The sequence below is a fragment of the Pseudomonas thivervalensis genome (assembly GCF_001269655.1).
Taxonomy (GTDB): Bacteria; Pseudomonadota; Gammaproteobacteria; order Pseudomonadales; family Pseudomonadaceae; genus Aquipseudomonas; species Aquipseudomonas thivervalensis.
In genome coordinates this window covers 100,043-120,554 of the sequence record NZ_LHVE01000008.1, presented here as the reverse complement: position 1 = coordinate 120,554, position 20,512 = coordinate 100,043, and the positions used below count along the sequence as shown (strand labels likewise).

The 20,512-nt window shown below is 61.5% G+C and carries 18 protein-coding genes, 1 tRNA gene and 1 pseudogene; 11 read left to right on the top strand and 9 right to left on the bottom strand.

Annotated elements, in window-relative coordinates; translation table 11 throughout:
• Window positions 1–62 precede the first annotated feature (62 nt).
• The 8 genes and pseudogenes from AD659_RS12305 to AD659_RS12275 form a co-directional block, all read right to left on the bottom strand.
• Complete coding sequence (locus AD659_RS12305) at window positions 63–734, bottom strand: hypothetical protein (RefSeq protein WP_053121554.1); 672 nt, start codon at window positions 732–734, stop codon at window positions 63–65.
• Between the two features lie 313 nt (window positions 735–1,047).
• Window positions 1,048–1,335, bottom strand: a pseudogene (locus AD659_RS29205) (Arm DNA-binding domain-containing protein); the annotation flags it as partial.
• A 224-nt stretch (window positions 1,336–1,559) separates the two neighbouring features.
• Window positions 1,560–1,635 (bottom strand) — tRNA-Gly (locus AD659_RS12300).
• 63 nt (window positions 1,636–1,698) lie between these two features.
• Window positions 1,699–2,259: a CDP-diacylglycerol--glycerol-3-phosphate 3-phosphatidyltransferase gene (pgsA, locus tag AD659_RS12295; RefSeq protein ID WP_014338708.1), complete on the bottom strand. Its 561-nt coding sequence runs from the start codon at window positions 2,257–2,259 to the stop codon at window positions 1,699–1,701.
• A 32-nt stretch (window positions 2,260–2,291) separates the two neighbouring features.
• On the bottom strand, window positions 2,292–4,115 hold the full coding sequence (gene uvrC / locus AD659_RS12290) for an excinuclease ABC subunit UvrC (RefSeq protein ID WP_053121587.1): 1,824 nt from the start codon (window positions 4,113–4,115) through the stop codon (window positions 2,292–2,294).
• A gap of 1 nt (window position 4,116) precedes the next feature.
• Window positions 4,117–4,758: a response regulator transcription factor GacA gene (gacA, locus tag AD659_RS12285; protein ID WP_003200277.1), complete on the bottom strand. Its 642-nt coding sequence runs from the start codon at window positions 4,756–4,758 to the stop codon at window positions 4,117–4,119.
• 127 nt (window positions 4,759–4,885) lie between these two features.
• On the bottom strand, window positions 4,886–5,320 hold the full coding sequence (locus tag AD659_RS12280; RefSeq protein ID WP_053121552.1) for a GNAT family N-acetyltransferase: 435 nt from the start codon (window positions 5,318–5,320) through the stop codon (window positions 4,886–4,888).
• A 10-nt stretch (window positions 5,321–5,330) separates the two neighbouring features.
• Complete coding sequence (locus AD659_RS12275; protein ID WP_053121549.1) at window positions 5,331–6,089, bottom strand: carbon-nitrogen hydrolase family protein; 759 nt, start codon at window positions 6,087–6,089, stop codon at window positions 5,331–5,333.
• A gap of 415 nt (window positions 6,090–6,504) precedes the next feature.
• Here AD659_RS12275 and AD659_RS29965 point away from each other — a divergent pair, with 415 nt between their 5' ends.
• Both AD659_RS29965 and AD659_RS12270 read left to right on the top strand, forming a co-directional pair.
• A complete protein-coding gene (locus AD659_RS29965) occupies window positions 6,505–6,657 on the top strand; it encodes a hypothetical protein (protein WP_167352868.1) in 153 nt (50 codons plus the stop codon).
• A gap of 48 nt (window positions 6,658–6,705) precedes the next feature.
• Complete coding sequence (locus AD659_RS12270; RefSeq protein WP_053121547.1) at window positions 6,706–7,776, top strand: 3-deoxy-7-phosphoheptulonate synthase; 1,071 nt, start codon at window positions 6,706–6,708, stop codon at window positions 7,774–7,776.
• A 157-nt stretch (window positions 7,777–7,933) separates the two neighbouring features.
• Here the strand turns inward: AD659_RS12270 and AD659_RS12265 are convergent, their stop codons facing one another.
• A complete protein-coding gene (locus AD659_RS12265) occupies window positions 7,934–8,908 on the bottom strand; it encodes a hypothetical protein (protein WP_053121546.1) in 975 nt (324 codons plus the stop codon).
• 411 nt (window positions 8,909–9,319) lie between these two features.
• On the opposite strand from AD659_RS12265, the gene AD659_RS12260 reads away from it, so the two are divergent.
• From AD659_RS12260 to AD659_RS12220, 9 genes are all read left to right on the top strand, one after another.
• A complete protein-coding gene (locus AD659_RS12260) occupies window positions 9,320–10,204 on the top strand; it encodes an esterase/lipase family protein (RefSeq protein WP_053121544.1) in 885 nt (294 codons plus the stop codon).
• Between the two features lie 96 nt (window positions 10,205–10,300).
• On the top strand, window positions 10,301–10,582 hold the full coding sequence (locus AD659_RS12255; RefSeq protein ID WP_053121542.1) for a peptidylprolyl isomerase: 282 nt from the start codon (window positions 10,301–10,303) through the stop codon (window positions 10,580–10,582).
• 242 nt (window positions 10,583–10,824) lie between these two features.
• Window positions 10,825–12,693: an extracellular solute-binding protein gene (locus AD659_RS12250; protein WP_053121540.1), complete on the top strand. Its 1,869-nt coding sequence runs from the start codon at window positions 10,825–10,827 to the stop codon at window positions 12,691–12,693.
• Window positions 12,693–13,751, top strand: coding sequence for a microcin C ABC transporter permease YejB (locus AD659_RS12245; protein WP_053121538.1), 1,059 nt, complete (start codon window positions 12,693–12,695; stop codon window positions 13,749–13,751). Before AD659_RS12250 ends, AD659_RS12245 begins: the two co-directional genes overlap by 1 nt.
• Window positions 13,751–14,773: an ABC transporter permease gene (locus AD659_RS12240; RefSeq protein ID WP_053121536.1), complete on the top strand. Its 1,023-nt coding sequence runs from the start codon at window positions 13,751–13,753 to the stop codon at window positions 14,771–14,773. Before AD659_RS12245 ends, AD659_RS12240 begins: the two co-directional genes overlap by 1 nt.
• A gap of 26 nt (window positions 14,774–14,799) precedes the next feature.
• A complete protein-coding gene (locus tag AD659_RS12235; protein ID WP_053121584.1) occupies window positions 14,800–16,380 on the top strand; it encodes an ABC transporter ATP-binding protein in 1,581 nt (526 codons plus the stop codon).
• A 146-nt stretch (window positions 16,381–16,526) separates the two neighbouring features.
• Window positions 16,527–17,930 carry a sigma-54 interaction domain-containing protein gene (locus tag AD659_RS12230; RefSeq protein ID WP_053121534.1) on the top strand — a complete coding sequence of 468 codons (1,404 nt, stop codon included), beginning with the start codon at window positions 16,527–16,529 and terminating at the stop codon, window positions 17,928–17,930.
• Between the two features lie 303 nt (window positions 17,931–18,233).
• Complete coding sequence (locus AD659_RS12225; protein WP_053121532.1) at window positions 18,234–19,625, top strand: GntP family permease; 1,392 nt, start codon at window positions 18,234–18,236, stop codon at window positions 19,623–19,625.
• Window positions 19,626–19,633: 8 nt separating this feature from the next.
• Window positions 19,634–20,410: a 3-hydroxybutyrate dehydrogenase gene (locus tag AD659_RS12220; RefSeq protein ID WP_053121530.1), complete on the top strand. Its 777-nt coding sequence runs from the start codon at window positions 19,634–19,636 to the stop codon at window positions 20,408–20,410.
• Window positions 20,411–20,512 lie beyond the last annotated feature (102 nt).

Here is a 20,512-nt window from a genome sequence, read left to right as displayed (position 1 = left end):
TAACGGACGCCGCCAAATCCCCGGGAGGCGTCGCCCTACCCTCACTGGACTCGGTACGCTGCTTAGCCATGGACAACGCCCTGGATTTCATCCTGTGCGGCAGCAATCACCCGATCAGGCGCCGATGCCAAGAGATCCTGAGGCCTTTTGCCGCCCAGAAAGCTGTTATCTGAGCGGAACCAGTAAGCCATGCCCCAGCCGTCCTTGTGCCCAGCGAAAGCCTCAATAACTTTGGCTAATGCCTTGAACGGCCGATAGCCCGCGTCCGGGTCCAAGCCGTAGCCAGGGAAATAGTCGACCCCGCCGTGGCTGATGGCAAAGATCTGCCCCTGCTTTTTCCATTTGTTGGGCTGGGCACTCGGGTTTCTAGTACTCAACTGGGCCACCTGGGCGATGTCTGCGGCGGTCAGCCAATCACCGCTTTCCAACACCGCTTTGCGGGCTTGGACCAGCATTGCCGCTTCCTTGAGCAAGCGAGGCGAAGGCGGCTTACGCGTCACAAACACCTCGGCCAGTCGCTCCAGCGACTTCGGGTCCTGACGCTCCTGCAGCACCTCGTACATCGAAGAAGCCACATTGGCGAAGTTTTCCGCCAACGCCTCAAATACGCTGAGGTTGACCTGATCAAAAGACACGACCAGTACTCGGTCCGCATGCGAGCGGCTTAAGCTCGCCCGAGCCTCCTTAGGCGTACCGACCAAGGTGGAGACGCCCGACTGCTCTGTAACGCTCATGGAAATCTCCTCATCAGTTATCTGCGCTATCCAATCCTAGCATATCTTTGATAACCCCAGCCCTAGCCTAGCCTCCATTCATCTGGATGCATAGATAGGTTTGAGGGAGCGCGCCATGCCGTCGATCCGCACGGTGACTCTGGGACTGAAAGTCTAAGGATTACGATCTTAGCTTTCAGGTGTGCGGGCGAGCTAAAGACCAGCAACAGACCGAAAGAGTTGACAACCCAGTTCAGCACCGCTTGAATTCCCGGGCGGTCCCGCTCCCCTAAGGGCCGAAAATTTGTACCGCATCGACCTAAGAATGTGTTCTCTCGGCCAACAGTTTGGCATTGCGCTCAAGGCGTCGCTGATCGCGGGGATCGAGACCCTTCGCGACCAGCGCCCTGGCGATATCGCGCAGAGCGCGAGCATCGCGTAGACCTATTTCAGGATAAGTACCGAGCGAAATACGAGGCTGTTTGCCCGCCCAAGAAAAACGGAAGTGCCAGCTCTTGGTGCCTTTCGTATTCACGAAAAGCGCAAGGCCATCAAAGTCAGGAAGGGTGTAGTTTTTGGCGCGAGGCCTGGCGTGTCGGACCGCCGTATTGGTAAGGACCATTGTACTAACTCCACTCATATGGATGAAGGAGGGTTGTACCGTTTTCGGAGTGCCAAGCAGCTCTAAAAACTGATTTATCAAGCGTCGAATTTATGTACTAAAAAATGTACTAAAAATTCGTGGATATTGATGTACCAAAATAGACTTTACTGGAACTAAAAAAGAGGCCGAAGCCTCTTTCTTTGGTTTCTACATACTTCAATGGAAGTCTATAGAAAAATAATTGGAGCGGGAAACGAGACTCGAACTCGCGACCCCGACCTTGGCAAGGTCGTGCTCTACCAACTGAGCTATTCCCGCGTCTTGGTGTGGCGCATTCTATAGATTCAGATTACGCCGTCAACCCCTTGATTCAAAAAAGTTTTATTTCGGCTCTACATCCGTCCGCAGATGTGGCCATGCCGCGCGCAGGTATTGGACCATCGACCACAGCGTCAGGCCCGCGGAAACCAGCAGCAGTCCGTAACCCAACAGCACCCAGAAGCTGAAGTCCGAAGGGTTGGCCAGCAGGATCACCAGCGCGAGCATCTGCGCGGCGGTTTTCCATTTGCCGAGGTTCGACACGGCGACCTGGGCGCGGGCGCCCAGTTCGGCCATCCATTCACGGAGTGCCGAGACGACGATTTCGCGGCCAATGATCACCGCCGCCGGCAGGGTCAGCCAGAGGTTGCCGTGTTCCTGTACCAGCAGCACCAGGGCCACCGCGACCATCAGCTTGTCGGCCACCGGGTCGAGGAAGGCACCGAACGGTGTGCTCTGTTCCAGGCGTCGGGCCAGGTAGCCGTCCAACCAGTCCGTCGCGGCGGCGAAGGCGAAGACCGAGGCGGAGGCCACGTAGCTCCAGTGGTACGGCAAATAAAACAGCAAAATGAAGATCGGAATGAGCAGGACGCGTAGGACGGTAATCAGATTTGGGATATTCATCGGCACAACTGGCTGCGAGGTTGACGGGCATTCTACTCGCTGTGCAGGTTTGCATAAATCGACTCAGCGAGCTTTTTACTGATACCGGGTGCTTTGGCTATCTCCTCGATGCTGGCACGAGACAGTTCCTGCAATCCACCAAAATGTTTCAACAAATCGCGACGACGCGTCGGGCCGACGCCTGCCACACCTTCCAGTGTAGACGTACGGCGCGTCTTGCCACGGCGGGCACGGTGTCCGGTGATGGCAAAACGGTGGGCTTCGTCGCGGATCTGCTGGATCAGGTGCAGCGCCGGCGAATCGCCCTTGAGGGTAAACTCATGGGCGGCATCGTTCAGGTACAAGGTCTCGAAACCGGCCTTGCGCGTCGCGCCCTTGGCCACGCCCAGCAGGATCAGGTCGGGGACCATCAGCTCATTGAGCACGTCGCGGGCCATGGACAACTGGCCCTTGCCGCCGTCCACCAGCAAGATGTCCGGCAACTTGCCCTCCCCGTCCTTCAGCTTGCCGAAGCGTCGCATCAATGCCTGATGCATCGCCGCGTAGTCATCGCCGGGCGTGACGCCTTCGATGTTGTACCGGCGGTAGTCGGACTTGATCGGGCCTTCCGGACCGAACACCACGCAGGACGCCACGGTCGCCTCGCCGCTGGAATGGCTGATGTCGTAGCACTCCAGCCGCTGCGGCGGCTCGTCCAGGTTGAGGACATCGGCCAGGGCATCGAACCGCGCCGCCACGTGCTGCCGGTTGGCCAGGCGCGCGCCCAGGGCCTGCTCGGCGTTGGTCACGGCCAGTTGCTGCCAACGGGCACGGGTGCCGCGAACGCGGTGGCTGATGGTCAGTTCGCGACCGCGAAGCGTATCGATGGCTTCGATCAGGGCCGGGAAATCCTCATGGACCACGTTGACGATCAATTCGGCAGGCAAGTCGCGCTCCGGACTGCTGATGTAGTACTGGCCCAGGAAAGCCGCCATGACCTCGGCCACGTCTTCCTCGATACCCACTTGGGGGAAGAAGTTCTTGCTGCCCAGCACACGACCGCCGCGCACGCTGATCAAATGCACGCAGGCGCCGCCCGGGTTGATGAACGCGGCGATCACGTCCACATCACCGCTGCCACCTTCCATGCTTTGCTGGTCCTGCACGCGGCGCAGCAGACCGATCTGGTCGCGCAGCTCGGCGGCTCGTTCGAATTCAAGGTTGACCGCCGCGTCTTCCATGGCCGCCGACAGTTCATCGGTCAGCGCATTGCTGCGGCCTTCCAGGAACATCACCGAGTGACGCACGTCCTCGGCGTAGACCTGTGGCTCGACAAACCCCACGCAAGGCGCCTTGCAGCGTTTGATCTGGTATTGCAGGCAAGGCCGGGTGCGGTTCTTGTAGTAGCTGTCTTCACACTGGCGAACGAAGAAGGTCTTCTGCAACAGGCTGAGACTTTCACGAATCGCTCCAGCGCTGGGGTAAGGGCCGAAATATCGCCCTTTGGCCTTTTTCGCGCCCCGATGAATGCTCAGGCGCGGAAATGCCCCGTCGGACAAGAACACGTAGGGGTAGGATTTGTCGTCGCGCAGCAGGATGTTGTACGGCGGGCGCCATTCCTTGATCAGCGTCTGCTCGAGCAGCAGCGCCTCGGTTTCATTGGCGGTGATCGTCGTTTCGATTTGCGCGATGCGCCCCACCAAGGCAGCGGTCTTCGGCGCGAGGCCGGTCTTGCGGAAATAACTGGCCAGGCGCTTCTTGAGATTCTTGGCCTTGCCGACGTACAGCAGGCGCGCGTCGCTGTCGAACATGCGATACACGCCGGGGCGACCGCTGCAAGTGGAGAGGAACGCGCTGGGATCAAACAATTCAGTCATTTCAGGCGCTGGCATCGACCATGCCGTGGCGCACCGCCAACAATGTCAATTCGACGTCACTGCTGATCGAAAGCTTCTCGAAGATACGGTAACGGTAGGTGTTGACGGTTTTAGGCGACAAGCACAGCTTGTCGGAGATGATCTGCACTTTCTGGCAACCGACAATCATCAGGGCAATCTGGATTTCCCGTTCCGACAGCGCATCGAAAGGCGAATCGTTGGTGGGCTGGAACGACTTGATCGCCAATTGTTGGGCGATTTGCGGACTGATGTAGCGTTGCCCGGCAAAAACCAGACGAATGGCCTGGACCATCTCGTTCAAGCCAGCGCCCTTGGTGAGATAGCCCGCCGCGCCCGCCTGCAACAACCGGGTGGGGAATGGATCTTCTTCACAGACGGTAACCGCGACCACCTTGATGTCCGGGTGACTGCGCAGCAGCTTGCGCGTGGCTTCAAGGCCGCCGATGCCAGGCATCTTGACGTCCATCAGCACCACATCGGGTTTCAATTCACGCGCCTTGATCAGGGACTCTTCCCCAGATTCAGCCTGGCCAACTACCTGCAGGCCATCAATGTCAGCCAGCATTCGTGTAATGCCCGTACGGACGAGATCATGGTCATCGACCACTAACACCCTAATCAAGCAGACACCTCACGATTTGGTCTTATTTGGGTTGCACAACACCTTAGCAAAAAAGCATCCCGCAGACCTAGCGCAAAGGGACAGATAAAAGTTACAACGCATCTTTATCGGCACGGCATCCAAGGCTTCAAGCACCGGCGTCTCGCTGCATCCTCAGGAAACACTCATCCTCGCCCACGACCCGCAGGCCCATGCGTTCGTACAACGCCCGGGCCGGATTTTCCTTGAACACCGTCAGGCGCAGCGCCGGTCGACGCTCCAGCCCCACCAGATCCCAAACCTGTCCGATCGCCCAGGTACCGGCACCCTGGCCGCGGAACGCCTTGTCAATCTGCAATTCGCGAATATACAACGCCCGGGCATCGCGACTGAGGCTGACAAAACCCAGCGCCTGGCCTGCACGGCTGATTATCCAGTTCTGGCGAATGACCCAGGCCAGATCAAACGCTTCGTCCTGCCAGAGCAAATCATGCCTGAGGTAATAGGCAAGCATGTTGTCGCAGGTCAGTTGCCGGGCAAAGTCAATATCCCCGTTCGTTGCGGCACGCCATTCGAAGCTCATGAATACCTCATTAAAGCACTGCTACCGGCACGACTTGCCCGGCCCAGCCGTTGACGTCGCGGCGAACAATTACCAACAGCTCGCCAGTGCCCGGTGCTGCCGCGAGCAGCGAACCGTCCGGGCCCCAAATGGCACTGCGGCCCGCCGACTCCCAACCTCCGGTGGCGCCGCCATGATTAGCCATCAGCACGGTCATGGCGTGCTGCCGGGCATAACCTTGCAATAACGTTGTATCGGGTAAATAGCCGCCCTCGGTGATCAACACCCCTGCGGCATAGTGCGTAGCGCCCTGCCCGGCTGCCGCGGCAGCATGGCCGGCGTGGGAAAAATCCGCACACACCGCCAGCGCGATGCGAGCCTGCCCCATCGTCAGCATGGAGCCGCCGTGGCCCGGGGCAAAGGCAATTTCTTCCCCTGGGTGCAGGTGCTGCTTGCTGTACACCCCGAGGGAGCCATCAGCACAGAGGACCAACGCGCCGATCAACACCGGGCCGTCTGCCGTCAGCCGAATCGGCATACCCACCACGGCAGTCAAGCCGAGCGCTTGCGCCAAGTCACGCAGCGGTTGCAGTACGACATCCTCCGGCAGGATCGCCAGCTCCGCCGCCAGGCCACGTTCGTAACCGGTGAGCGACAATTCCGGAAAGACCAGCAATTGCACGCCTTGTCCAGCGGCAGCCCGCATGAAGCGCTGATGGTGCGAGAGGTTGGCGCGAACGTCCCCCGCAATGGAAATCGACTGGGCGGCGGCGAAGACTGAAACGGTCATGGTTCATCCCTGGAAGTCGGTGCAAACCTGAAGTGTGTCATAAAGCCCTGCGGACTCAAGCCAGGGCGAACACTTGCATGGCCTCGATAGAATTTTCTGATTGAACCGGCGCCCCGCCCTCTAGTAAGCTCAGGCCATTCATCGGAGACAGACCATGCTCAACGCCCTCTCACCGCTTAATACCGTCAGCGCCCCGCGCTCGGTTGCGGCTGCCTGGGCGAACAGTGTTCAAACTCCGGTCAGCTTTTATTTTGGGTATTGGTTTAGCCACTGGCGCGCCTGATACCCAACCGGCGCCCACTTTAAACGGGTCGCCTTCCAGAGTTTTCCAAAACCCCCGGTCGGCCTCCCGACCGGGGGTTTTGTTTTTCCGGCCCCAAACATTTGCAGCACCCGACAACTTGAGGATCGAGCCATGAACTACGCCACTTATTACCGTTACGACAGTTTTACCGCCTGGCGATTTACCAGCCACCGCTCGGGACAGCCTGCCGCCTCCGATCGGTCACCTACCGGTGGCAAGCCTCAATTGCGGGCCCATCCGGCCAATTGTCGAACACCCCACTAGGACCGGCGCGCGGGAACGAACCCGCCGCCCGTCCAGGAAGCCAAAATCATGAATTCGTCCGTTTCCGCTTTGCCGCTGTCCACGCTCAACCCTGCCAACGAAGCCCTGACCCTGCGTCTGCCGAGCTCGTTGCAACTCAAGCACCAATTGCCGCTCAGTACCGCGCTGAGCCACCAAGTGGACGCCCATCGTCAGGCCATCCGCGCGATCCTCGACGGTAAAGACTCCCGCCTGCTGGTCATCGTCGGCCCCTGCTCGATCCATGACCCGAAATCCGCCCTCGAATACGCCGCCAACCTGGCTCGTGTGGCCCATGACGTGAGCGACAGCATGCTGCTGGTCATGCGCGCCTACGTGGAAAAGCCCCGCACGACCGTGGGTTGGAAAGGCCTGGCCTACGATCCTGGCCTGGATGGCAGCGATGACATGGCCGCCGGCCTGACCTTGTCCCGGGAGCTGATGCGCGAAATGCTGCAGTTGGGCCTGCCCGTCGCCACCGAGCTGCTGCAACCCATGGCCGCCAATTACTTCGATGACCTGCTCAGCTGGGTCGCCATTGGCGCTCGCACCACCGAATCGCAGATCCACCGGGAAATGGCCAGCGGCCTGGGCATGCCGGTAGGGTTCAAGAACGGCACGGACGGCGGGGTCGGCATTGCCTGCGACGCCATGCGCTCTGCCGCCCACCCCCATCGGCATTTCGGCGTCGACAGCCAGGGGCATCCGGCGATCATCCAGACGCCGGGCAACCCCGACACCCACCTGGTGCTGCGCGGCGGCCATCGTGGGCCGAACTATGACCGCCAGAGCATCACACAGATACACGACGACCTGACCCGCCTCAAGATACCGGCCCGGATCATGGTGGACTGCAGCCACGCCAACAGCGGCAAAGACCCGTTGCGCCAGCCGCAGGTGTTCAATGATGTGCTGGAACAACGGCTGCAAGGGAACCGTTCCCTGATCGGCATGATGCTCGAAAGCCATCTGTTCGAAGGCTGCCAACCGCTGGGCCCGTCGATGCGCTACGGCGTCTCGGTCACCGACGGTTGCCTGGGCTGGGAGTCTACCGAGCAATTGTTGCGCGAGGCTCATCGCAGGCTGCGATTGCCAGCCTGAGTCCCTAGCCCACCGCCTCCTGGAACCCGGGCTCGGCGTGGCCCCCTTGTGGGAGCGAGCTTGCTCGCGATAGCGGTGTACCAGTCAATATTGATGCTGGCTGACCTGACGCCATCGCGAGCAAGCTCGCTCCCACAAGGGCTGCGCACGCCTTGGATCAGTCCGGCGTCCTGGAACGAACCTGGACCGTCACCCACTCGGAACGCTGGCTGACGTCATCCAGGCGCTCGACCTGATAGAACATCCTCACCGATCTGTCGCGCTGCTCCTGCCAGTACCGAGCAGGCACCACGAAAACCAGCGGTTGGCCTGCCGTGGCCTCGGTGATTTCACGCTCGAGGACATAGGCCGAGTTGCCATTGCACTGCAGCCAGACCAACTCACCCGCCTCAAGCCCGGGCTCGTCGATGACAATCGTCACGCCCTCTTGCAGGTCATCGACATCCAGCCATCCATCATTCATCCCCCGAACCTGAAGCGCCTTCAGCGCAGGTCGCTGCAGCGGACCGATGGGCAACGACAAGGGCTCGGCACGACGCACCGAATGTCCACGCCTGACGACATAGGCCAAGGCCAGCTCGTGCCCCACATGGGGAGCGATCAGTGCATGATCGATCCAGAGCGACACCTCGCGGCCCACCGCATGAGCTTCTATGTCCAGTACATCGCGCCACAGTGCCTCTGAATCCTTACTGGCCGTCAGGATCAGCCGATCGCCGACCGCCATCCTGGCGTAGGGCCGAATGCTCACCCACGTTCCTTCAGGCACCCGGTTTGGATCAAGGCTGCCACCGATCGCATCGCGGGCAATGGCGGGCAGCAGACGCGGCGATACATCGCCGATGTCCAGTTGCAGGAGCTCCGAAAGCAGGGTGGCCGGCAGTCGTTTGCCCGTCACCTGGTAGGAGATCTCCAGCGAACCGCCGTCCAGCTCGGCGATATGCGGTTCGCGTATAACGAACACAACGTCTCGTCCTACATGCCGCTCGGTGACGAACCCGGCCACTTCGTGTCGGTAGGGTTCGCCATCATTGTTGAGGCCGTGCCAACGCAGCAGCACCTCATCCCCACACGTCATCATCGGGTACGGTTTGACGGCAATCACGGTCTTGGGCCAGGCGGGGTTGATCACCCCTTTCCTGGCTGCGGCCAGTACCGGTGGCGGCAGCCTTGTTCCTGAGGGTGAACGGGATCGTTGAATGGGTGGGTAGTTGATCATGTATAGACTCCAGTCCTTGGATAAAGGCAGCGTTCGCATAACGGCGCCCGGGTGGTGCCATTAAAACCCGCTCGCGCCAAATCCTCAGCCAGACAAGACGACAGCGAGAGTGGTCCTTGGCATTCGAACCTGTAGCTGCAAACGACAACGCTTATAGGAGACCTCCTACATACTTAAGCACCGCCGGGTCATATTTCATTCTTCCCACTTTTTCTATTCCGGTTTCCTTGGCTCAGGGCGGTTTCTTCCTACACCGCCCACGACAAGCCTGCATTAGAGTGAGGTCGCAAATTCAAGGTGAACCTCTTCGAAAAGGGTACGAACATGCAAAGGAATGCAACCACTCAATTTCCCATCCTGCTGGTCCATGGGTTGTTCGGGTTTGACAGGATCGGCGGCTTCGAACTTTTCCATGACATCAAACAGGCTCTACGCAAAGGCGGGGCCCGGGTGTTCATCCCGTACTTGTCGGCCACCCACTCCAACGAGGCCAGGGGTGAACAACTGCTGGCCCAGATCGATCGGGTCCTGGCCGGCACCGGTACCGCCCGGGTCAACCTGATCGGCCATAGCCAAGGTGCGCTAGCCGCCCGGTATGCCGCCGCGCTCGCACCTGAGAGGGTCGCCTCGGTCACGTCGATCAGCGGCCCCAACCATGGTTCCGAACTGGCCGACTTCCTGGCCAAGGCCTTTACGCCCGGACGGCTGCCTGGGCATGTGGCAAGGAATGTCGCCACGCTGTTTGCCAACTTCATCTCATTGCTGAGCGGCCAGCCAGCATTACCTTCGGCCGCCGTCGCTGCTCTGGCGACGCTGACCACTGAAGGCGTGGGCGCCTTCAATGACAAATACCCCCAGGGCCTGCCGAAGAATTGGGGCGGGAGCGGCCCGGGCAGGGTCAATGGCGTGCGCTACTACTCATGGAGCGGCACCGTGCGAGAGACGAACGGGGAAGCATTGGAGCCCTTGCAGGTTTTCTGCCGCGCCTTTTCCGAATACTTCATCACCGAAGCCGGGCAGAACGACGGCCTGGTCGGGCGCTTCAGTTCGCACCTGGGCAAGGTCATTCGCTCCGACTATCCAATGGACCATATGGAGGCCATCAACCCTGGGGGCGGCAGGGCATGCAAGGGCACAGACCCCACGATGCCTTATCCCATAGAGCTTTACTTGCGCCACGCCGAGCGCCTGCGCAAAGCCGGCCTTTGATCGCCGGGCCCAAGGTTTTGACGCAATTTTGACAACACCCCGTCAATGAATCCGGTAGGCTCAACGCTTTTAAATACATCGAAAGGAATTTACCCCATGGCCAAAGCCACTGCCCGTCACATCCTGGTTGCCACCGAAGACAAGTGCAACGAACTCAAGGCCCAGATCGAAGCCGGTGCCGATTTCGCCGAAATCGCCAAGGCCAACTCGTCCTGCCCGTCCAGCCGCCAGGGCGGCGACCTGGGTTCGTTCGGCCCGGGCCAGATGGTCAAGGAATTCGACACCGTGGTATTCAGCGCACCGATCAATGTGGTCCAGGGCCCGGTCAAGACCCAGTTCGGCTACCACCTGCTGGAAGTCACCAGCCGTCAGGATTGATCCAAGCCCAGAGACCACTCACTCAAGGGTGATGTGATCCAAGTGTGGCGAGGGAGCTTGCTCCCGCTGGGCTGCGAAGCTGTCCCCAGGCAATTCACGCATCCATAACGGAGAATGCGCCGGTTGCCTTGCGATTGCTTCGCAATCGAGCGGGAGCAAGCTCCCTCGCCACAAGGGCTGGCGATTCAGGCGCAGCTCGCGTACAAATCGTGTCATCGATCACCCGGCTTTTAAGGCTGACAATGCGACTGGCGTTTCCCTCACTGCTATTGACTGCCATGGTCCTGCTCACAGGCACCTCCGGCGTCGAGGCAGCACCGCAACATGCCCTGACCGTCTATGGCGAACCCGCCAAATATGCCGAAGGCTTCGGCCACTTCGCCTACGCCAATCCCCAGGCCCCAAAAGGTGGGACCATGCGCCGCTCGGCCGTGGAAATTGGCCACTTCGACCACATCCTGCCCTACATCGACAAAGGCATCGGCGTCAGTCAGATCGACGGGATGCTGTATTCGCCGCTGGCCCAGCGCTCACTGGATGAGCCCTATACCGTCTATGGCCTGGTGGCGCAGAAGATGGAGCGGGCCGACGATGGCCTCTCCCTGCGTTTCTACCTGAACCCCAAGGCCCGTTTCGCCGATGGCAAGCCCATCACCGCCCAGGACGTGCGCTACAGCTTCGAGCTATTGATGACCCAAGGCAGCCTGCGCTATCGCACTCAGTTCGCGGCAGTCAAGGACGTCGTGGTGGAGGACGAGCGCATCGTTCGCTTCAACTTCAAGAACAACGAAAGCCGCACCCTGCCCCTGGACATCGCCACCCTGCCGGTTTTTCCCGAACATTGGTGGAAGACCCGCGACTTTGCCAACGGCGGCGGCTACGAAGCGCCACTGGGCAGTGGCCCGTACCGGGTGAGCAAGGTCGATTCCGGGCGCAGCATCACCTTCGAACGCAATGCCGATTGGTGGGGCAAGGACTTGCCGGTCAGTCGCGGGCTCTACAATTTCGACCATTTCAGCATCGAGTATTTTGGCGACACCGACGTCGCCCGCCAGGTGCTGCGCGGCGGCGCCTATGACTACAACCGCGAGTTCTCCGCCACGGGCTATTCCATCGGCTATGACGGCCCGGCGCTGCAGGACGGGCGCCTGCAAAAGGCCCACCTGGCCAAAGAGGCGCCCCAGACCGCCCAGGGCTTTGTCTTCAACCTGCAAAAACCGCAGTTCCAGGACCGCCGCGTGCGCCAGGCCCTGGCCATGCTCTGGGATTTCGAATGGAGCAACCGCCAGATGATGCGCAACCTCTATGTGCGTCAGCAGAGTTTCTTTTCCAATACTGACCTCGCCGCCCGCCAGCTACCGGATGCCGGCGAGCTGGCGATTCTCGAGCCGTTGCGCGGGCAGATTCCCGACGAAGTCTTCACCCAGGTTTTCCAGGCGCCGAAAACCGATGGCAGCGGCGTGATCCGCGACAAACAACTGCAAGCCCTGGCCTTGCTGGAACAGGCCGGCTGGAAACCTGACGGCGATCGCCTGGTGAATGCCGAGGGCGAACCGCTGAGTTTCACGTTCTTGAACAGCCAGAACGGCATCGACCGCCTGCTGCTGCCCTACAAGCGAACCCTGGCGCAAATCGGCATCGACATGAACATCCGCCGCATCGACGCGTCCCAGTACGTCAATCGCCTGATGAGTCGCGACTACGACATGATCATCACCGGCTACCCCGTCAGCACCTCGCCGGGCATGGAACTCTACAATTACTTCGGTTCGGCGGCCGCCAACGATCCGGGGGCCAACAACTACATGGTCTTGAAGAACCCGGCGGTGGACGCGCTGATCGACGGGCTGGTCAAGGCCAGCACCCAGGCCGATATGCTGCGCCATGCCCATGCCCTGGATCGGGTGCTGCAATGGAATTACTACTGGATCCCCAACTATTACCCGCCGGGCAGCTCGACCGTGTGGTGGAACCGCTTCGGCATTCCGAAGGTCCAGGCCAGCAATGACGAAGCCATCGAAAGCTGGTGGGAAGTGAGCACCACTCCGTTGACCAACGAGCAGATGCGCGCCGAACGCCTCAAGCGCGGCACACCCGGAGGACCGCACTGATGTGGGCATATATCGCGCGGCGCCTGCTGCTGATCATTCCCACGCTGGTGATCATCCTGCTGGTGAATTTCGTCATCGTGCAGGCCGCACCCGGCGGGCCGGTGGAACAGGCCATCGCCCACCTGCAAGGCATCGGCGGAGGCAGTGTCGGCAGCTCGGGCGGCGAGATGACCGGCAGCTCCCGCGCCAGTCGCGGCCTCGACCCACAGTTGATCAAGGATATCGAAAAACAATACGGCTTCGATAAACCGGCCCATGAGCGCCTGTGGCTGATGCTCAGCAGCTACGCCCGCCTCGACTTCGGCAAGAGCTTCTTTCGCGGCGCCACGGTCACCGACCTGATCCTGGAAAAAATGCCGGTGACCATCTCCCTCGGGCTCTGGGCGACCTTGATCACCTACCTGGTGTCGATCCCCCTGGGCATTCGCAAGGCCGTGCGTCACGGTTCGGCATTCGACGTGTGGAGCAGCACCGCGATCATCATCGGCTACGCCATGCCGGCGTTTCTTTTCGCGATGTTCCTGATCGTGGTGTTCGCCGGCGGCACCTCGCTGAACTGGTTCCCGGTGCGCGGGCTGGTGTCGGACAACTTCGAGTCGCTGTCGACGCTGGGCAAGATCGCCGATTATTTCTGGCACCTGGTGCTGCCGGTCACCTCGCTGGTGATCGGCGGCTTCGCCACCCTGACGATCCTGACCAAGAACTCGTTCCTCAATGAAATCACCCGCCAGTACGTGGTCACCGCGCGGGCCAAGGGCATGAGCGAACGCCGGGTGCTGTATGGCCACGTGTTCCGCAATGCGATGCTGCTGGTGGTCTCGGGCATTCCCCAGGCGTTCATCAGCGTGTTTTTTGCCGGTTCCCTGCTGATCGAGGTGATTTTCTCCCTCGACGGCCTGGGACGCATGAGCTATGAGGCCGCCGTTTCGCGGGATTATCCGGTGGTGTTCGGCTCGCTGTTCATCTTCACGCTGTTCGGCCTGCTGATCAAACTCATCGGTGACCTCTGCTACACCCTGGTGGACCCGCGCATCGACTTCGCCGCGAGGAACGCCTGATGTTCAAGCTTTCCCCGTTGGGCCGTCGACGCTTCGAGCGTTTCAAGAAAAACCGCCGGGGCTGGTGGTCGTTGTGGCTGTTCATCGGTCTGTTCGTCCTGAGCCTCGGTGGCGAGTTGATCGCCAATGACAAGCCGCTGGTGGTCAGCTACCAGGGCTCGCTGTATTTCCCGGTGTTCAAGCGCTACACCGAGCAGGAATTTGGCGGGCAGCTACCGTTCCAGGCCGACTACCGCAGCAACTACGTGCAGAACCTGATCCACAAGGACGGCGGCTGGTTGTGGTTTCCACCGATCCCGTTCAGCGACGACACGCCCAACTACGACCTCAACCAGCCGGCCCCGAGCCCGCCCTCGGCGGTGAACTGGCTGGGCACCGATGACCAGTCCCGGGACGTGCTGGCCCGGGTAATCTTCGGCGCACGGGTGTCGATCCTGTTCGCCCTGGCCCTGACCGCCATCAGCGCGCTGATCGGCATCGCCGCCGGCGCGTTGCAGGGCTATTACGGCGGCTGGGTGGACTTGCTCGGGCAGCGCTTGCTGGAAGTCTGGTCGGGGCTGCCGGTGCTCTACCTGTTGATCATCCTGTCCGGCTTCGTCGAGCCGAATTTCTGGTGGCTGCTGGGGATCATGGCGCTGTTTTCCTGGCTGGCCCTGGTGGACGTGGTCCGCGCCGAGTTCCTGCGCGGACGCAACCTCGAATACGTAAAAGCGGCCAGGGCCCTGGGCCTGTCCGACCGCAAGGTGATCGTGCGGCATATCCTGCCCAACGCGATGAACGCCACCCTGAGCTACCTGCCCTTCATCCTCACTGGGGCGATCTCCACCCTCACCGCCCTGGACTTCCTCGGTTTCGGCATGCCGGCCGGCAGCGCATCGCTCGGCGAGTTGATCGCCCAAGGCAAACAGAACCTGCAAGCGCCGTGGCTGGGGTTGACGGCGTTTTTCACCTTGGCGCTGATTCTTTCCCTGCTGGTATTCATCGGCGAGGCGTTGCGCGACGCCTTTGATCCACGGTCTTGAAAACAGCCATGAAGCGGAACCTTGAGATGAGCGACAACCTGATCGAAATCCGCGACCTGAGCGTGGCCTTCAACGACCAGACGGTGGTGCGCAACCTGTGCCTGGATATCCGCCCCGGCGAATGCCTGGCCCTGGTAGGCGAATCAGGCTCCGGCAAGTCGGTGACGGCCCATTCGATCCTGCAATTGCTGCCCGAGACCGGCACTCGCACCACCGGCAGCATTCGCTATCGCGGCCAGGAACTGCTGGGGGCCGAGGCCAAGACCCTGCGGGAGTTGCGCGGCAACCGCATCGCCATGATCTTCCAGGAACCGATGACCTCTCTGAACCCGCTGCACAGCGTCGAGAAGCAGATCGGTGAAACCCTGATGCTGCACCGGGGCCTGGGCGGCAAAGCGGCGCGCCAGCGCATCCTGGAACTGCTGGCCCTGGTGGGCATCCAGAAACCCGCCGAGCGGCTCAAGGCCTACCCTCATCAACTCTCCGGCGGCCAGCGGCAACGGGTGATGATCGCCATGGCCCTGGCCTGCGAGCCGGAGCTGTTGATTGCCGACGAACCGACCACGGCGCTGGACGTGACCGTGCAACGCAAGATCCTGCTGCTGCTCAAATCCTTGCAGCAACGGCTCGGCATGTCCTTGTTGCTGATCAGCCACGACCTCAACCTGGTGCGCAGCATCGCCCAGCGGGTGTGCGTGATGAAAGCCGGGGAAATTGTCGAGCAGGCACCTTGCGAAACCCTGTTCAGCGCACCGAAACATCCCTATAGCTGCGAACTGCTGCACGCCGAGCCGGAAGGCGAAGCCTTGCCCCGGGACGAACGCGAAGACGTCTTGCAGGTGCGCGACCTGCGCGTGAGTTTCGCCCTCGGCGGCGGATTGTTCCGGCGCAAGGAATACTTGCGCGCCGTGGACGGCATCAGCCTGAGTGTCCAGCGCGGCAAGACCCTGGGCATCGTCGGCGAATCCGGTTCCGGCAAGTCCACCCTCGGCCAGGCGATCCTGCGGCTGATCGAATCCGAAGGCAGCATCCACTTTCAGGGCCAGGCCCTCGAACAGTTATCCCACAAGGCACTGCGGCCGTGGCGCAAGCAGATGCAGGTGGTGTTCCAAGACCCGTTCGGCAGCCTCAGCCCGCGGATGTCGGTGCAGCAGATCATCAGCGAGGGCCTCGAAGTCCACAGTCGGTCCAGCGCCGGGGAGTGTGAAGCGCAGGTGATCCAGGCCCTCAAGGAAGTCGGCCTCGACCCGCGGAGCCGCCACCGCTACCCCCATGAGTTTTCCGGTGGCCAGCGCCAACGCATCGCCATCGCCCGGGCCCTGGTGCTCAAGCCAGCCCTGATCCTGCTGGACGAACCGACCTCGGCCCTGGACCGCACCGTGCAGAAACAAGTGGTCGCATTGCTGCGCCAGCTCCAGGAAAAGCATGGCCTGACCTACCTGTTCATCAGCCATGACCTGGCGGTGGTCCGCGCCCTGGCCCACGACATGATCGTGATCAAGGACGGCAAAGTGGTCGAGCAAGGCGCCAGCCACGACGTGTTCGACGCGCCCCAGCATCCCTATACCAAGGAGTTGTTGGCGGCGGCGCATCCGGGGTGGGCATAATCCTGCACAAGACTTGGTTCCGCGTCGCGTCCATCGCGAGCAGGCTCGCTCCCACAGTGGGTCTTCAGCACACCGAAGATCCCATGTGGGAGCGAGCCTGCTCGCGATGACGGCGGCACTGACATCACCTATTCGGGACGATATTGATGAACCCCACCGAAAGCCTCAAGGATTACAAGCGCGTGCGCACGCTGGCGATCCGTTCGTTGTTCGAGATCATCGAGCAGTCCAGCGAAGGCACGGTGATTGTCGACCGTGACGCGAACATCGTCTGGATGAACGAACGCTACGCCCGTCGTTTCGGCCTGAATTCGGCGCAGGAAGCGATTGGCCGGGCCTGCGAAAGCGTGATTCCCGGCAGTCTGTTGCGGGAAGTGGTGCGCACCGGGCGGCCGATCCTGCTGGACATGCAGGACACACCCAAGGAACCGTTGGTGGTGATGCGCCTGCCGATCCACGACAACGCCGGCGCGGTGATCGGTGCCATCGGTTTTGCCTTGTTCGATGAATTGCGCAGCCTGTCGCCGATGCTCAAGCGCTACCTGAGCATGCAGGAAGAACTGGCCTCCACCCGCTCACTGCTGCGGGCGCGGCAGACCAAGTACAATTTTGCTCACTTCATTGGCACCAGCAACGCCGGCCTTGAGGTCAAGCGCCGTGCCCGGCGCAGCGCCAGCGCCGAATCGCCGGTGCTGCTGCTCGGCGAAACCGGCACCGGCAAGGAGCTGCTGGCCCAGGCCATCCACAGCGCTTCGCCGCGGGCGCACAAGGCATTCGTCAGCATCAACAGCGCGGCGATTCCTGAATCGCTGCTGGAAGCCGAGTTCTTCGGTACCGCGCCGGGGGCTTTTACCGGGGCCGACCGCAAGGGCCGCGCCGGCAAGTTGCAGATTGCCCAGGGCGGCACGCTGTTCCTCGACGAGATCGGCGACATGCCATTGCCGCTGCAAAGCAAACTGCTGCGTGTGCTCCAGGAAAAGGAATACGAGCCGGTGGGCTCCAACGAGGTGCTGCAAAGCGACGTGCGGGTGATCGCCGCAACGTCCATGGACCTGGAAGCGGCAATCAAGCGCGGCGAGTTCCGCGCTGACCTGTATTACCGCCTCAACGTGCTGCCGATCCAGGTGCCGCCGTTGCGCGAGCGCCTGGAGGATCTGGCGGCCTTGAGCGAAGCGATCCTGGAAGAGCTGCGCAGCCAGCACGAACTGAACCCCGCCGCCCTCAACCTGCTGCGACAACACGCCTGGCCGGGCAACATCCGTGAACTGCGCAATGTGCTGGAGCGGGCCGCGCTGCTCAGCGATGACCTGGTGCTCACGGCGGCGGACATCCGCGCGGCCATCGGGACGTTCGCGCCGGTGGACGTGAACGTCGAACCCCTGCCCCACGAAACCTTCAGCCAGGCCCGGGCGCGCTTCGACCGGCAATTGATCGAAACCACCCTCGCGCAATGCGGGGGCAAGGTGGTCGAGGCAGCGGAGCGATTGGGGCTGGGGAGGTCGACGTTGTACAAGAAGATGGTGGCGTTGGGGATTGCCGAATCTCAATAAAGAGACTTAATTTCTCTAAAAGTAGACTGCTGCTTTGGAGCGCTTTGCGCTCATCGCGAGCAAGCTCGCTCCCACAGGGAACGGGGGCTCTCCTGGAATACACGATCAACCTGTGGGAGCGAGCTTGCTCGCGATGAGGTCAGCTCAGCCCCTAAAAATCTCCAATCAGAGACAAATCTTTCAACCCACCCCTACAAACTCAAATAAACCCCTTATATTTCAGCCTGTTACACATCTGGCACAAAACTCGCTATAGCCCCCTCCAAGCTTCACCACAACAATAACAATCCCAGGAGACACACCATGAGTGTGATCATTGCCTTGGCAGCCCTCACGCTGCTGATGGTCGCCGCCTACCGTGGCTACAGCGTTATCCTCTTCGCCCCGATCGCCGCCCTCGGTGCCGTCCTGCTCACCGACCCGTCCGCCGTCGCCCCTGCCTTCACCGGGGTGTTCATGGAGAAAATGGTCGGCTTCATCAAACTGTATTTCCCGGTTTTCCTGCTCGGCGCGGTATTCGGCAAGCTGATCGAGCTGTCGGGGTTCTCCCGCTCCATCGTCGCCGCGGCGATTCGCTTGCTGGGGACGCGCCAGGCCATGCTGGTGATCGTGCTGGTCTGCGCCGTGCTGACCTATGGCGGCGTGTCGCTGTTCGTCGTGGTGTTCGCGGTGTACCCGTTCGCTGCCGAGATGTTCCGCCAGAGTAATATTCCCAAGCGGCTGATCCCGGCCACCATCGCCCTCGGTGCGTTCTCGTTCACCATGGACGCCCTGCCCGGCACGCCGCAGATCCAGAACATCATCCCCAGCACGTTCTTCAACACCACCGCCTGGGCCGCACCGTGGCTGGGGGTGATCGGTACGATCTTCGTGTTCAGCCTCGGCATGCTGTTCCTGCAACGCCAGCGCAACAAGGCCCAGCGTGTGGGTGAAGGCTACGGCACCGAGTTGCGCAACGAGCCGGAAACCGCCGAAGACATCAAGCTGCCGAACCCGTGGATCGCCGTTTCGCCGCTGCTGGCGGTGGGGCTCATGAACCTGCTGTTCACCCAGTGGATCCCGCAATGGTATGGCAAGACCCACAGCCTGGCGCTGCCGGGCATGGCGACACCAGTGACCAGCGACATCGCCAAGCTCACCGCGATCTGGGCGGTACAGGCGGCGTTGCTGGTGGGCATCATCATGGTCCTGCTGTTCGGCTTCCGGGCCATTCGCAGCAAACTGGCCGAAGGCAGCAAGAGCGCCGTGGGCGGTGCGTTGCTGGCGGCGATGAACACCGCGTCGGAATACGGCTTCGGCGCCGTCATCGCATCCTTGCCGGGCTTCCTGGTGCTGGCCGACTGGCTCAAGAACATTCCCAACCCGTTGGTCAACGAAGCCGTGACCGTCACGCTGCTGGCGGGCATCACCGGTTCCGCCTCGGGTGGCATGAGCATCGCCTTGGCGGCGATGTCCGAAACCTTCATCAGCGCCGCCCACGCCGCCAACATTCCCCTGGAAGTGCTGCACCGGGTGGCCGCCATGGCTAGCGGCGGCATGGACACCCTGCCCCACAACGGCGCGGTGATTACCCTGTTGGCGGTGACCGGCCTGACCCACCGCGAAGCCTATAAAGACATTTTCTGCATTACGCTGATCAAGACCCTCGCGGTGTTCTTCGTGATCGGTGTGTTCTACGCCACTGGCATTGTGTGAGGTTCCCCATGACAACCCCTCTTTCGGGCAAGACCGCCCTGGTCACCGGTTCTACCAGCGGCATCGGCCTGGGCATTGCCCTGAGCCTGGCCAAGGCCGGGGCCAACCTGATCCTCAACGGCTTCGGCGACGCCTCGACGGTGATCGCCGAGGTGAAACAGTTCGGCGGCAAGGTCGGCCATCATCCGGCCGATGTCAGCGACCCGACGCAGATCGCCGACATGCTCGCCTACGCCGAGCGCGAGTTCGGTGGCGTGGATATCCTGGTGAATAACGCCGGGATCCAGCACGTGGCCGCCGTGGAAGAGTTCCCGGTGGAGCGTTGGGATTCGATCATTGCCATCAACCTGTCCTCGGTGTTTCACGCCACCCGCCTGAGCCTGCCAGGCATGCGGGCCAAGGGCTGGGGACGGATCGTCAATATCGCCTCGGTGCATGGTCAGGTGGGTTCGGTGGGCAAGGCGGCGTATGTCGCGGCCAAGCATGGGGTGATCGGCCTGACCAAGGTGGTTGGGCTGGAGACTGCCACCAGCAACGTGACCTGCAACGCCATCTGCCCGGGCTGGGTGCTGACGCCGCTGGTGCAAAAACAGATCGACGACCGCATTGCCAGCGGCGTCGACCCGCAACAGGCCCAGCATGACCTGCTGGCCGAGAAACAACCGTCCCTGGAATTCGTCACCCCGCCGCAACTGGGGGAACTGGTGCTGTTCCTGTGCAGCGAGGCCGGGAGCCAGGTGCGGGGGGCGGCGTGGAATATCGATGGTGGGTGGTTGGCCCAGTAACGCCGCGAGCTCTGTGGCGAGCACGCTCTTTGTGGCGAGGGAGCTTGCTCCCGCTGGACTGCGCAGCAGGCCCGACAGGCGGCCGCTACGCAGCCGAGCGGG